Source organism: Pseudomonas sp. BN102, from assembly GCF_029871245.1.
Classification (GTDB): domain Bacteria; phylum Pseudomonadota; class Gammaproteobacteria; order Pseudomonadales; family Pseudomonadaceae; genus Metapseudomonas.
The window spans coordinates 11,567-23,699 of sequence record NZ_SSON01000068.1 but is presented as its reverse complement, the minus strand read 5'-3'; the positions used below and the strand labels follow the sequence as shown (position 1 = coordinate 23,699).

The 12,133-nt window shown below is 66.2% G+C and carries 11 protein-coding genes; 3 read left to right on the top strand and 8 right to left on the bottom strand.

The window, feature by feature from the left end:
• The first annotated feature begins 352 nt into the window (after window positions 1-352).
• Together E8F12_RS15440 and E8F12_RS15435 are read left to right on the top strand one after the other, a co-directional pair.
• Window positions 353-1,732 carry a glutamine synthetase family protein gene (locus tag E8F12_RS15440; RefSeq protein ID WP_280326125.1) on the top strand — a complete coding sequence of 460 codons (1,380 nt, stop codon included), beginning with the start codon at window positions 353-355 and terminating at the stop codon, window positions 1,730-1,732.
• Between the two features lie 110 nt (window positions 1,733-1,842).
• Complete coding sequence (locus E8F12_RS15435) at window positions 1,843-3,156, top strand: FAD-binding oxidoreductase (protein WP_280326124.1); 1,314 nt, start codon at window positions 1,843-1,845, stop codon at window positions 3,154-3,156.
• A 258-nt stretch (window positions 3,157-3,414) separates the two neighbouring features.
• Here E8F12_RS15435 and E8F12_RS15430 read toward each other — a convergent pair whose 3' ends face one another.
• The 8 genes from E8F12_RS15430 to metG all read right to left on the bottom strand — a co-directional run bounded on the left by E8F12_RS15430 (window position 3,415) and on the right by metG (window position 10,740).
• A complete protein-coding gene (locus tag E8F12_RS15430) occupies window positions 3,415-3,594 on the bottom strand; it encodes a hypothetical protein (RefSeq protein ID WP_280326123.1) in 180 nt (59 codons plus the stop codon).
• Between the two features lie 108 nt (window positions 3,595-3,702).
• A complete protein-coding gene (gene nth / locus E8F12_RS15425) occupies window positions 3,703-4,341 on the bottom strand; it encodes an endonuclease III (protein ID WP_280326122.1) in 639 nt (212 codons plus the stop codon).
• Complete coding sequence (locus E8F12_RS15420) at window positions 4,338-4,910, bottom strand: Rnf-Nqr domain containing protein (protein ID WP_280326121.1); 573 nt, start codon at window positions 4,908-4,910, stop codon at window positions 4,338-4,340. The genes nth and E8F12_RS15420 overlap by 4 nt, the downstream gene beginning before the upstream one ends.
• Complete coding sequence (locus tag E8F12_RS15415; protein WP_280326120.1) at window positions 4,907-5,524, bottom strand: RnfABCDGE type electron transport complex subunit G; 618 nt, start codon at window positions 5,522-5,524, stop codon at window positions 4,907-4,909. The genes E8F12_RS15420 and E8F12_RS15415 overlap by 4 nt, the downstream gene beginning before the upstream one ends.
• Window positions 5,521-6,528, bottom strand: a complete 1,008-nt coding sequence (locus E8F12_RS15410) for an RnfABCDGE type electron transport complex subunit D (protein WP_280326119.1) — start codon at window positions 6,526-6,528, stop codon at window positions 5,521-5,523. The genes E8F12_RS15415 and E8F12_RS15410 overlap by 4 nt, the downstream gene beginning before the upstream one ends.
• A 33-nt stretch (window positions 6,529-6,561) precedes the next feature.
• A complete protein-coding gene (rsxB, locus tag E8F12_RS15405; RefSeq protein ID WP_280326118.1) occupies window positions 6,562-7,920 on the bottom strand; it encodes an electron transport complex subunit RsxB in 1,359 nt (452 codons plus the stop codon).
• A complete protein-coding gene (locus E8F12_RS15400; protein WP_280326117.1) occupies window positions 7,917-8,471 on the bottom strand; it encodes an Rnf-Nqr domain containing protein in 555 nt (184 codons plus the stop codon). Before E8F12_RS15400 ends, rsxB begins: the two co-directional genes overlap by 4 nt.
• 235 nt (window positions 8,472-8,706) lie before the next feature.
• The gene (metG, locus tag E8F12_RS15395; protein ID WP_280326116.1) at window positions 8,707-10,740 is read right to left on the bottom strand and encodes a methionine--tRNA ligase; all 2,034 of its coding nucleotides are present in this window, start codon (window positions 10,738-10,740) and stop codon (window positions 8,707-8,709) included.
• Window positions 10,741-11,029: 289 nt separating this feature from the next.
• Between metG and apbC the strand changes: the two genes are divergently transcribed.
• The gene (apbC, locus tag E8F12_RS15390; protein ID WP_280326115.1) at window positions 11,030-12,124 is read left to right on the top strand and encodes an iron-sulfur cluster carrier protein ApbC; all 1,095 of its coding nucleotides are present in this window, start codon (window positions 11,030-11,032) and stop codon (window positions 12,122-12,124) included.
• Window positions 12,125-12,133 lie beyond the last annotated feature (9 nt).

The following is a 12,133-nucleotide window of genomic DNA, read 5'->3' as shown; positions in this document are numbered from 1 at the left end:
CCTGCCGGGCATACCAATAACACGGCTTTCCCTCATGGGTTGTCCCACTCCGCACCAATCGCTGCTGGCCGCCTTGCCCCTCGGGCTGGTGCGTGCCGCGCGTCGTGCTCCCGGAGTCGCGCCCAAGGTCCAGTTCTCCCACAAGTGGGCCTCCCATCTCCTGATTTCCCTGCCGCTCGAACTTGCCTTCTGGGCGCTCTGGCATTGCCGCCACGCTCGTCCGCCGGATAGCGCTTTCGCCTGATTCCGGCCGCCATTGCAGCGGCCAAACCTCACCCAGAACGAGATTGCTGTCCCTTGCCGAAGTCGGCGAGGGCCTGATTGCGTGCCCGTGGGCACTAAAGAGAGCGCCATGAAATTTGCCAGCGTGCAGGAAGCCCGGGATTTCCTCGAGCAGAACCCGGACATCGATGCCTTCGAACTCTTCATCCTCGACGCCAACGGCGTTCCCCGCGGCAAGCTGTTGCATCGTGACGAGCTGCTGGCCGTTTATGAAACCGGCCGTCCGTTGCCCAGCACCATCCTCGGCCTGACCATGCACGGCGAGGACGTGGAGAACTCTGGACTGGTCTGGGACGTGGGCGATATCGACTGCCGCGCCTACCCGCTGGAAGGCAGCCTGGTGCGCCTGCCCTGGCGCAAGATGGCCACCGCCGCCGTGCAGGTCAGCATGCACCCGCAAGAGGGCATGCCCGCCGCCATCGCCGACCCGCGCCATGTGCTGATCGACGTGATCGAACGCCTCAAGGCCGACGGCTATCACCCGGTGATGGCCTGCGAGCTGGAGTTCTACCTGCTCGACCAGAAGCGCGATGCCCAGGGCCGCCCGCAACCGGCGCTGGATGCCGACGGCAACCGCCCGCGCGGTACCCAGGTCTACGGCCTGCGCGAGCTGGAGCAGATCGAACCCTTCCTTGCCGACCTCTACGCCGCCTGCAAGGCCCAGGGCATTCCGGCACGCACTGCCATCTCCGAATACGCGCCGGGCCAGGTGGAAATCACCCTGGAGCACGGCGACGCGCTGGAAGCCATGGACCAGGCCGTGCGCTACAAGCGCCTGGTAAAGGGCGTGGCCCATTCCCATGGCATGCAGGCCTGCTTCATGGCCAAGCCCTTCGGCGACCTGGCCGGCACCGGTATGCACATGCACGTTAGCCTGGCCGACGCCGAAGGCCGCAACCAGTTCGCCAGCGAGCTTTCCGATATTCAAGGGGGGGCCGGCACCCCGCTGCTGCGCCAGGCAGTGGGCGGGATGCTCGCGAGCCTGCTGGATTCGCTTCTGCTGTTCTGCCCCAACGCCAACTCCTACCGCCGCTTCCAGGCCAACAGCTACGCGCCGTTGGCGCCGACCTGGGGTGTGGATAACCGCACCGTGAGCCTGCGCGTGCCCGGCGGCCCGGCCAACAGCCGGCACATCGAACACCGCATCTGCGGCGCTGACGCCAACCCCTACCTGGCCGCCGCCGCCATCCTCGCCGGTATCCACCGCGGCATCCGCGAGGGTCTCGACCCGGGCAACCCGGTGGAAGGCAACGGCTACGCCCAAGCCAAGGAGCTGTTGCCCACCGACTGGCTCACTTCGCTCCGTGCCCTGGAACAGTCCAGCTGGGCGCGCGACGCCTTCGGTACCGCCTTTCTCGGCGTCTACCTGGCCGTGAAGCGCGCCGAGTACCGCCAGTTCATGGCCGAGGTCGGCGAGCAGGACTGGAACTGGTACCTGACCCAGGCCTGAATCGACTATCAAATATCGATCCGGGGCTGTTCTTGTAGGGGCGAGTTCATTCGCCAAGCAGGCCGAAGGCCTGCCCTGACGGCGCCGGGCATTTTCCAAAGGATCCACCCATGACCGCTGCATTCAAACACCCGCTGCCCGCCCCCGAGCGCGCGCCGTCCTACTACTCCGCGAGCCTCAACGAGGAGACCGCCTATCCCACGCTGGAAGGCGAGGTGAACGTCGATATCGCCATCATCGGCGGCGGCTTCACCGGCGTCGCCACGGCCGTGGAAATGGCCGAGCGCGGCTACAAGGTGGCGCTGGTGGAAACCCACAAGATCGGTTGGGGCGCCACCGGCCGCAATGGCGGTCAGGTCACCGGCAGCCTTTCCGGCGATGCCGCCATGCGCAAGCAGATGAGCCGTCATCTGGGTGCCGAGGTCGACGACTTCATCTGGTACCTGCGCTGGCGCGGCCACGAGATCATCAAGAACCGCGTGGCCAAGTACGGCATCCAGTGCGACCTCAAGCACGGCCACCTGCACGCGGCGATGAAGCCCTCGCACATGGACGAACTGAAGGCCTCTTATGAAGAAGCGGTGCGCCGCGGCATGGGCGACGAAGTGACCCTGCTGGACGCCGCCGGCGTGCGCAGCCACCTGGACTCCGACCTCTATGTCGGCGCCATCAAGAACACCCGCAACATGCACCTGCACCCGCTCAACCTGTGCATCGGCGAAGCCAAGGCCGCCGCCAGCCTGGGGGCGCTCATCTTCGAGCATTCGGAAGTGCAGGACATCATCCACGGCGACCGTCCGGCGGTGATCACCACCCGGGGCCGGATCAACGCCCAGCAGGTGCTGCTGGCCGGCGACGTCTACCACAAGCTGGAACGCAAGCAGCTCAAGGGCATGATCTTCCCGGCCATGGGTGGCATCGTCACCACCAAGCCGCTGGGTGACCTGGCCAAGGAGATCAACCCCCAGGACCTGGCCGTCTACGACTGCCGCTTCGTCCTCGACTACTACCGCATGACCGGCGACGGCCGCTTGCTGTTTGGCGGCGGTGCCAACTACTCGGGGCGTGACTCCCGCGATATCGCAGCCGAGCTGCGTCCCTGCATCGAGCGCACCTTCCCCAGGCTCAAAGGCGTGGAGATCGACTTCAAGTGGAGCTGCGCCATGGGCATCGTGATGAACCGCATCCCGCAGCTGGGCAAGCTGTCGAAGAACGTCTGGTATTGCCAGGGCTACTCCGGCCACGGTGTGGCCACCACCCACATCATGGGCGAGGTCATGGCCAACGCCATGAGCGGCAGCCTGGAGAAGTTCGACACCTTCGCCCGCTGCCAGCACATCCGCGTGCCCCTGAGCGAGCGCCTGGGCAATCACATGCTGGCGGTGGGCATGTGGTACTACCAGTTGATGGAAAAGCTGCGCTGACCGATTTTGTTGTGCGTCCTTATATAGCCGGCCTCGTGCCGGCTTCTTTTTGCCCGCTGTTCGAGCGCAGGGCAGTCGGCCGGCAATGGGGCTTCTGTTGTGAGGGCGATTTCAATCGCCAAGCGGGCCGAAGGTCCGCCCTACGGTTCATTGGGGGCCACTGCGCGTCCCTTGGCGAATGAATTCGCCCCTACAGCGGATCGAGCCGCTGCACAAACAAAAAGCCCCGCATCTGCGGGGCTTTCAAACGGGGGCCGACTACAGGTCGAAGTCGTAATCGTTAAGCTGCTTCTGCAAACGCCGTTCTTCGAGGTAGTTGTCGATGATGCGGCGCTTGGTCAGGTTGGTTTTCGCGGTTTCTGCGGGGGCTTCTGAATCCTCGGCATCCTCGGAAACGAATTCTTCTTCGAGCTCGATGTCGTCTTTGGCGGTGCTCATAAGGGTCACTCCACAAAGCGGGGCGCTATTGGCGCACCTTATAACGGCAAAGCTGGAGCCCGTAAAAAAGATTTTTTCAATCGGATACTTGAGCGAATCAATAGGTTATCAATCGTCGGAAGTCTTCGACTTGTACTCACACAAGTCCTCTATGCGGCAGGCGCCGCAACGTGGCTTTCGTGCCACGCAGACGTAGCGGCCGTGCAGGATCAGCCAGTGGTGCGCGTCCAGCAGGAATTCTTTTGGTACGAATTTCAGCAGCTTTTTCTCCACCTCCAGCACGTTCTTGCCGGGTGCGATGCCGGTGCGGTTGCTGACCCTGAAGATGTGCGTGTCCACCGCCATGGCCGGTTGGCGGAAGGCGGTGTTGAGCACCACGTTGGCGGTCTTGCGGCCGACCCCGGGCAGGGCTTCGAGGTCCTCGCGGTTGTCCGGCACCTGGCTGCTGTGCTTCTCGATGAGGATGCGGCAGGTCTCGATGACGTTCTTCGCCTTGCTGTTGAACAGGCCGATGGTCTTGATGTACTCCGACAGCCCCTCCACGCCTAGGGCGTAAATGGCTTCCGGGGTGTTGGCTACCGGGTACAGCTTGGCCGTGGCCTTGTTCACCCCCACGTCGGTGGCCTGGGCGGAGAGGATGACGGCGATCAGCAGCTCGAAGGGCGTGCTGTAGGCCAGTTCGGTGGTGGGGTTGGGGTCGTCGTCGTGGAGGCGGCGGAAGATTTCGTAGCGTTTCGCAGCGTTCATCTGGAGTCGGGTGTCCGGGTGGTCAGGCGGCGCACGAGCGCCAGTAGCGTACCTAGCAGGATAAAGCCTCCGGGCGCCAGGACGAACAGGGGAATGCCATCGGCGCCGAACTGGAGGGTCCAGGGCAATGCGACCTGCCCCAGCAGCCAGTCGAAATGGGCGAACAGGCTGGCATGGCCCAGGACTTCGCGCAGGGCGCCCAGCAGCAGGGCGAGCAGGGCGAAGGTGAGACCTGCGCGCAGGCCGTCGCGAGGGCCTGTGGATATCTCGCTGGCCAGTTGCAGGCAGGGCAGCACCAGCAGGTAGAGATAAGGGCCGAAGGCGCGTTGCAGCTCGAAGGCACCAGCTTGCATCAGCAGGTTCGCCAGGCTCGCCAGCAGGGCCGCCAGTAGCAGGGCGCCCAGCCAGTAGCCGACGCCTTCCAGGTGTCGCCGCAGGGCTGGTAAGGCCAGGCCGAAGAGCAGCAGTAGGGGCAAACCGGCCAAGGCCAGGCCGAGGCCCTTCACCAGCAGGTCCGTGGCGCCCATCAGCAGGGCCAGGCCCATCAGGCCGAAGTGGTGGGTGTTCATGGCGAAGCCTGCCCGGCGCTGCCCAGCAACTGCTGGCGGTGGCCGTCGAAGAATTGCAGCGAGTGCTGGGTGGCGCTGACCACGGCGCGGGAGGTGATGGTGGCGCCGGCGATCTGGTCGAACTGGCCGTTGTCGGCCTTCACCCGCCATTCCGCTTCCGGGTGGTTGGCCAGGGAGACATCGGTGAATGTCTGCAGCCAGGGGCTGCGCGCCGGTTCGATGCGATCACCTATCCCGGCGGTTTCCTGATGGCCGAGGACCTTGACGGCCAGCAAGCGGCCGTCGGGGCGGATCGCCAGCAGCAGGCGGATCGGGCCTTCGTAGCCCTTGGCGGTGGCGGGCAGCAGCACCGCCACCGGAACGCCTTCGCGCGTGGCCAGCCAGGCGGAAGGCGGGGGCGGGCTGCCCAGCAGCTCGCTTGGCGGCAGGGCAATGGGCCTGGTCAGCGGGTGGTTGTCGTAGCTGCCGGCGGGGAGCAGGTCGAGCAGGGCGCGCTCATCGGCGGCCTGGCGCCCAGCCTCGATACGTCCGGCCAGTAACTGGTTGGCGGCGACCAGCAGCGCCAGGCCGAGGCCCGCGAGCAGGGCCAGGATCACCAGTGCGCGGCCCTTCATGGCTGCGCCTCCTGGCCGCGTATGGCGAGGCGATCAAGTGTCGGCACCAGCAGGTTCATCAGCAGCACGGCGAAGGCCACGCCATCGGCATAGCCGCCCCAGGTGCGGATCAGATAGACCAGCAGGCCCGTGCCAACGCCGAACAGCAGGCGGGCGCGGTCGTTGCCGGCGCCGGAGACCGGCTCGGTGGCGATGAAGAAGGCGCCGAGCATGGTGGCGCCGCTGAACAGATGGAACAGCGGCGAGCCATTGGAGTCCGAGCCCGAACCGTTCCAGCAGAGCAGGCTGATGACGAAGAGGCTGGCCAGGAACCCCACAGGCGTGTGCCAGCGGATCACCTTGCGTTGCAGCAGCAACAGGCCGCCGAGGAGGAAGCCCAGGTTGACCCACTCCGCGCCGCGCCCGCCGAAACCACCGAAGGCAGGGTGGCCGCCAAAGAGTTCATCCACGGTCAGGCGGTCGTTGTGCTTGAGGCTGTCCAGGGCGGTCGCCTGGCTCCAGCCGTCCACCAGTCCGCTGCCGAACCCCAGCACCTGCTGCACGGACTCGACCAGGCCGAGGTGCTGGCCGGGCGCGGGCCACTGGTTGAGCTGGGCCGGAAAGGCCACCAGCGCCAGGGCATAGCCGAGCATGGCGGGGTTGAGCGGGTTCTGGCCGAAGCCGCCGAACAGGGCCTTGCCGAAGAGGATGGCGAAGGCGCAGGCGCAGGCCGTCAGCCACCAGGGCGAGTAGGGCGGCAGAGCCAGGGCCAGCAGGGTGGCGCTGACCAGGGCGCTGCCTTCGCCCAGCAGCGGCTGGTTGAAAAGCGCCGTGTCCGGCGCCGCGGGCTGGTGGCGTAGGCGGCGCACCAGGGCCTCGCAGGCGAGGACGACGGGAATTGCCACCAGCAGTTGCAGCAGGCTGCCCCAGCCGTACTGCCAGAACAAAGCCAGCAGGCCCGGCAGGCAGGCGACCAGCACCAGCTGCATGCTGGGGCGCGGGTCAAAGGCCGGGCGGGTGGTCATGGTCGGACTCGCACGAAACCAATGCAGCACGGGTCAGGGCTGTTCATCGAGCGCTTTCTCGGCCTTGGCCAGGCGCTCGCAGGCCTGCGCCAGGGTGGCCGGGTCGGTGCCGGCCTGGCGCTCCAGCTTGCTGAGGTCGGCGCGGGCGTAGGCCAGTTCGGTCTTCATGGCGCGCAGCGCCGGATCCACGGGGCGCTTGTCGATGCGCTGCAGGTCCGGTGGCTGTTTACCGGATGCATCTTCGGCGGCGTGCAGCGCCTTTTCCGCATCGGCCAGGGCCTGGCGCAGGGGCGCCAGTTCCGCCTCGCTGGCGCCACGTTGTTCGGCGCCCTTGAGTTCGGTGCGGCGGCTGGCGAGGGCGATCTTCGCTTGCTTGAGACGGGCCATTCCGTCGCTGGGTGTGGCCGGAGTGCCCTGGCAGGCGTCCAGGCGTTGCTGGGCCTGTTCGACGGCGACGCGCAATTCCGCCAGTTGGGCCTGCTGTTCGGCGCTCGGTGTTTCACCGAAGGCCTTCTCGGCCTTGCTCAGCTGGGCGCGGCTCATGGCGGCGGCGATCTTCGCCTGCTTGAGGGCGGCTTCGTCCACCTGCGGGGCCGGCGCTTCCATGGCCGTCTTGAGTGCGGCCTGGGCCTTGTCGTTGGCAGCACGCAGCTCGGCGACCTGGGCCTGGAGGTCCGAGGTGCCGTAGATCTCCAGTTGAGTTTCGGCCTTCTTCAGCGCCACCTGGGCCATGGCGGCCTCGATCTTCAGGCGCTTCTGCTGGTCGCTGAGGCTGGGAGCGGCAGCCTTCTGCGCCTTGACCCGCTCGATGGCGGCCTGGACAGGGTCCGCCGGTGCGGCAGTGGCCTGCTGGGCCTGGGCCGCGCGGGCAGCGCGGGCTTCGCGCTCGGCCTGGCGACGGGCTTCGTCACGGGCGAGGCGGGCGTTGCGGAATTCGAAGCGCTCGCGGAACTGGTCGGCGCGCTGGCGCTGCGCACCGGCAGCCGGCTCGGCCAGCGGCAGGATGTCGATGCAGTCCACCGGGCAGGGCGCCACGCAGAGCTCGCAGCCGGTGCACTCGTCCGTGATGACGGTGTGCATCTGCTTGGCGGCGCCGACTATGGCGTCCACCGGGCAGGCCTGGATGCACTTGGTGCAGCCGATGCATTCGGCTTCGCGGATAAAGGCGATCTGCGGCGGCACCGGGCCGTTGGGCGCATCCAGGGGCAGCGGCTGGACGTGTAGCAGGTCGGCCAGGGCAATGATGGTGGCGGTGCCGCCGGGCGGACACTTGTTGATGGCTTCGCCCTGGGCGATGCCTTCGGCGTAGGGCTTGCAGCCGGGGTGGCCGCACTTGCCGCATTGGGTCTGCGGCAGCAGGGCGTCGATGCGCTGGATCAGGGCCTGGTTCATTGCGCCCCCATGCCGTTGAAGCCGAGGAAGGCCAGACCCATCAGGCCGGCGCAGATCAGCAGCATGGGCGTGCCACGGAAGGGAGCCGGCACATCGGCTTCCTCCACCTGCTGTAGCAGGTCGTCGAACAGCCTGAGCACCAGCCAGAAACCCAGGCCGCCGCCAAGACCGAGGCCCAGGGCCACGGCGAAGCTGCCGGCACTGCCGATCAACATGGCGCCGAGCGCCGCGCCGTTGGCCAGCAGCAGCGGCCAGAGACCGTCGCGCGGCAGTTGCGGGCGCAGGCGAGCGAGCCCTTGCAGGCAGAGCCAGGCGAGCGGCGCCAGCAGCGGCAGGAACACGAACAGACGCAATGCGGCCAGCTCCAGCGGAGCCAGCAGCAGTTGGTCGATCAGCCAGGCGAGCGGGGTGGCCAGGGCGATCAGCGCGCCGCCGGTCAGCGCCAGGGCCTGGCTGCGTGGCTGGCGCAGGCTGTCGGCGCCAAGCGGCAGGCCGAGAACGAGGTTGTTGACCAGCGCTGCACCGAGCAGGGCGAAGATGAAATCGGTCATAGGGCGTGGCGTCGCCAGGCTGGAAAAAGGGCCGCGTATTATCCGGGATGCAACCGGAGCGGTACAGGGGCGCGGCCGCGACGGCCTGTGCCCTGCTACAAGGCTAGCTCAGGCCCTTGTCGGGGCTGATCCTTACCGATGGGTTTCGCTTCGCTCTAGCGGAACCCATCGGCGGGCTTATGCCGAGCGAAACAAAACGCCCGCAGAAGCGGGCGTTGTGCTGTAGCTCGGGGCCTTACTTGACCCGCTGACCCGGCTTGGCGCCGCTGTCGGGGCTGAGCAGGTAGATCTCTTCGCCACCGGGGCCGGCGGCCAGGACCATGCCTTCGGAGACGCCGAACTTCATCTTGCGCGCCGCCAGGTTGGCAACGTACAGGGTGAGGCGGCCTTCCAGCTTGCTCGGGTCCGGGTAGGCGCTCTTGATACCGGAGAAGACGTTGCGCTTGGCATCGCCGATATCCAGGGTCAGGCGCAGCAGCTTGTCGGCACCTTCGACGAACTCGGCCTTCTCGATCAGCGCGATGCGCAGGTCGACGGCGGCGAAGGTGTCGAAGGCGATTTCCGCCGCCAGCGGGTCCTTCGCCAGTTCGCCGTTGCCCTTGGGGGCGGAGGCGGCGGCCAGGTCTTCCTTGGAGGCGGCGACCATGGCGTCGATCTTCGCCGGCTCGATGCGTGTCATCAGCGGGTTGAACGGGTTCAGCTGATGGTCGGCGAGCAGCACCTTGTGGTCGTCCCAGGTCAGCGGGGCGATGTTGAGGAAGGCCTCGGCGTCGGCGGCCAGTTTCGGCAGCACCGGCTTGAGGAAGATCACCAGCTGGCGGAACAGGTTGACGCCGGCGGCGCACACGGCCTGGACCTCGGCCTGCTTGCCTTCCTGCTTGGCCAGGGCCCAGGGCGCCTTGTCGGCGATGTAGGCGTTGGCGCGGTCGGCCAGAGCCATGATTTCGCGCATGGCGCGGGCGAAATCGCGGTTTTCATAGGCTTCGACGATGCCGGGGGCAGCTGCGCGGAACTCGTCGAACAGCTCTGGCGCGGCGTTCTCCGCTACCAGCTTGCCGGCGTTGCCCTTGTGGATGAAGCCGGCGCAACGGCTGGCGATGTTGACCACCTTGCCCACCAGGTCGGAGTTGACCTTCTGCACGAAGTCTTCGAGGTTCAGGTCGAGGTCGTCGACACCGCGGCCGAGCTTGGAGGCGTAGTAGTAGCGCAGGTATTCCGGGCTCAGGTGGTCGAGGTAGGTGCGCGCCTTGATGAAGGTGCCGCGCGACTTGGACATCTTCTGCCCGTTCACTGTGAGGTAGCCGTGCACGTTGAGCGCGGTCGGCTTGCGGTAGCCGGCGCCTTCGAGCATGGCGGGCCAGAACAGGGCGTGGAAGTTGACGATGTCCTTGCCGATGAAGTGGTACAGCTCGGCCTTGGAGTCCTTGTTCCAGAAAGCGTCGAAGTCCAGTTCCGGACGGCGCGCGCAGAGGTTCTGGAAGCTGGCCATGTAGCCAATGGGGGCGTCCAGCCAGACGTAGAAGTACTTGCCGGGGGCGTCCGGGATCTCGAAGCCGAAGTAGGGCGCGTCACGGCTGATGTCCCACTCCTGCAGGCCGGCATCCAGCCATTCGGCGATCTTGTTGGCCACCGACTCCTGCAGCGCACCGCCGCGGGTCCACTCCTTGAGCATGGCGTCGAAGTTCGGCAGCTTGAAGAAGTAGTGCAGTGACTCCTTGAGCACCGGGGTGGCGCCGGAGATGGCCGACTTGGGATTTTTCAGCTCGGTGGGCGAGTAGGTCGCGCCGCAGGATTCGCAGTTGTCGCCGTACTGGTCATCGGTGCCGCATTTCGGGCAGGTGCCCTTGATGAAGCGGTCGGCCAGGAACATCTGCTTTTCCGGGTCGTAATACTGGGTCACCGGGCGGGTGCCGATGTGGCCGGCGTCGCGCAGCTTGGTGTAGATGCTGCTGGAGAGGACGCGGTTCTCGTCCGAGTGGGTCGAGTAGTAGTTGTCGAAGTCCACCAGGAAGTCGGCGAAGTCGGTGGTGTGCTCGGTACGCACGTTGTCGATCAGCTGCTCGGAGGTGATGCCCTCCTTCTCGGCGCGCAGCATGATGGCCGAGCCGTGGGCGTCGTCGGCGCAGACGTAGATGGCCTCGTTGCCGCGCATCTTCTGGAAGCGCACCCAGATATCGGTCTGGATGTACTCGACCATATGCCCAAGGTGGATGGACCCGTTGGCATAGGGGAGGGCGCTTGTCACAAGGATCTTGCGGGGCTCGGTCATGGTGCTCGGCTACCGGATACGAAACAAAAGGGAAGTCGGCAACTATATAGGCCCAGCGCGATTTTTTCACGCCCGGAGGACCCAGCGGCCGGGTGGTCGGGTAGGATAGCCGCCTGTTTCCAGACAGTTTGAAAACGTCGCGAGCGAAGGTCAGGCAAGGCAAAAACAGCCGAGGAAGCGCATTTTACGTTTGTAAATGAGCGTTCCGAGGCTGTTTTTAACACCGCATGGCCGAGCGCAGCAGGTTTCATGCAGTCTGGCTTGCTCGGTCTTTATCTGGAGTCCCGTCATGACCACCCTGTCCCGCGATCTGGTCGAAGCCACCCTGCGCCAGTTTACCGATCCCCATCTCGACCAGGACCCGGTCAGCGCCGGCTGCCTGCGCGAGGTCGACATTCAGGGCGGCAAGGTCCGCGTGCGCCTGGAGCTCGGTTATGCCGCCGGGCTGTTCAAGGCCGGCTGGGCGCAGATGTTGAAGATGGCGCTGGAGAACCTGGATGGCGTGGCCAGCGCCGAGGTGCAGGTGGACTGCGTGATCGGCGCGCACAAGGCCCAGGACCAGGTGCCGGCCCTGGCCAACGTGAAGAACATCATCGCTGTGGCCTCCGGTAAGGGCGGGGTGGGCAAGTCCACCACCGCTGCCAACCTGGCGCTGGCGCTGGCCCGCGAGGGCGCGCGGGTGGGCATCCTCGATGCCGATATCTACGGTCCCAGCCAGGGCATCATGTTCGGCATCCCGGACGGTACCCGGCCGAAGGTGCGCGACCAGAAGTTCTTCGTGCCCCTGGAGGCCCATGGCGTCGAGGTCATGTCCATGGCCTTCCTCACCGACGAGAACACCCCGGTGGTCTGGCGCGGGCCGATGGTGTCCGGTGCGCTGATCCAGCTGATCACCCAGACCGCCTGGGACAACCTCGACTACCTGGTAGTGGATATGCCGCCGGGCACCGGCGACATCCAGCTGACCCTGGCGCAGAAGGTGCCGGTGGCTGGCGCGGTGATCGTCACCACGCCGCAGGATCTGGCCCTGCTGGACGCCAAGAAGGGCGTGGAGATGTTCCGCAAGGTCAATATCCCCGTGCTGGGCGTGGTGGAGAACATGGCCGTGCACATCTGTTCCAACTGCGGCCATGTCGAGCACCTGTTCGGCGAAGGCGGTGGCGAGAAGTTGGCTGCCCAGTATGGCGTCGAGCTGCTGGCGTCCCTGCCGCTGTCCATGGCCATTCGTCTGCAGTCCGATGGCGGCAAGCCCACCACCATTGCCGATCCGGAAAGCCAGATCGCCATGATCTACCAGCAGATGGCCCGCTGCGTCGGCGCGCGCATCGCGCTCTCGGAGCAAGCCGCCGTCGCCATGCCGAACATCACTGTCAGCGACGACTGACGGCCCGGC

Excerpts from the sequence above, each read along its gene's own strand:
- E8F12_RS15440 (WP_280326125.1), top strand. The coding sequence starts at position 353 with ATGAAATTTGCCAGCGTGCAGGAAGCCCGGGATTTCCTCGAGCAGAAC.
- E8F12_RS15435 (WP_280326124.1), top strand. The coding sequence starts at position 1,843 with ATGACCGCTGCATTCAAACACCCGCTGCCCGCCCCCGAGCGCGCGCCG.
- E8F12_RS15430 (WP_280326123.1), bottom strand. The coding sequence starts at position 3,594 with ATGAGCACCGCCAAAGACGACATCGAGCTCGAAGAAGAATTCGTTTCC.
- nth (WP_280326122.1), bottom strand. The coding sequence starts at position 4,341 with ATGAACGCTGCGAAACGCTACGAAATCTTCCGCCGCCTCCACGACGAC.
- E8F12_RS15420 (WP_280326121.1), bottom strand. The coding sequence starts at position 4,910 with ATGAACACCCACCACTTCGGCCTGATGGGCCTGGCCCTGCTGATGGGC.
- E8F12_RS15415 (WP_280326120.1), bottom strand. The coding sequence starts at position 5,524 with ATGAAGGGCCGCGCACTGGTGATCCTGGCCCTGCTCGCGGGCCTCGGC.
- E8F12_RS15410 (WP_280326119.1), bottom strand. The coding sequence starts at position 6,528 with ATGACCACCCGCCCGGCCTTTGACCCGCGCCCCAGCATGCAGCTGGTG.
- rsxB (WP_280326118.1), bottom strand. The coding sequence starts at position 7,920 with ATGAACCAGGCCCTGATCCAGCGCATCGACGCCCTGCTGCCGCAGACC.
- E8F12_RS15400 (WP_280326117.1), bottom strand. The coding sequence starts at position 8,471 with ATGACCGATTTCATCTTCGCCCTGCTCGGTGCAGCGCTGGTCAACAAC.
- metG (WP_280326116.1), bottom strand. The coding sequence starts at position 10,740 with ATGACCGAGCCCCGCAAGATCCTTGTGACAAGCGCCCTCCCCTATGCC.
- apbC (WP_280326115.1), top strand. The coding sequence starts at position 11,030 with ATGACCACCCTGTCCCGCGATCTGGTCGAAGCCACCCTGCGCCAGTTT.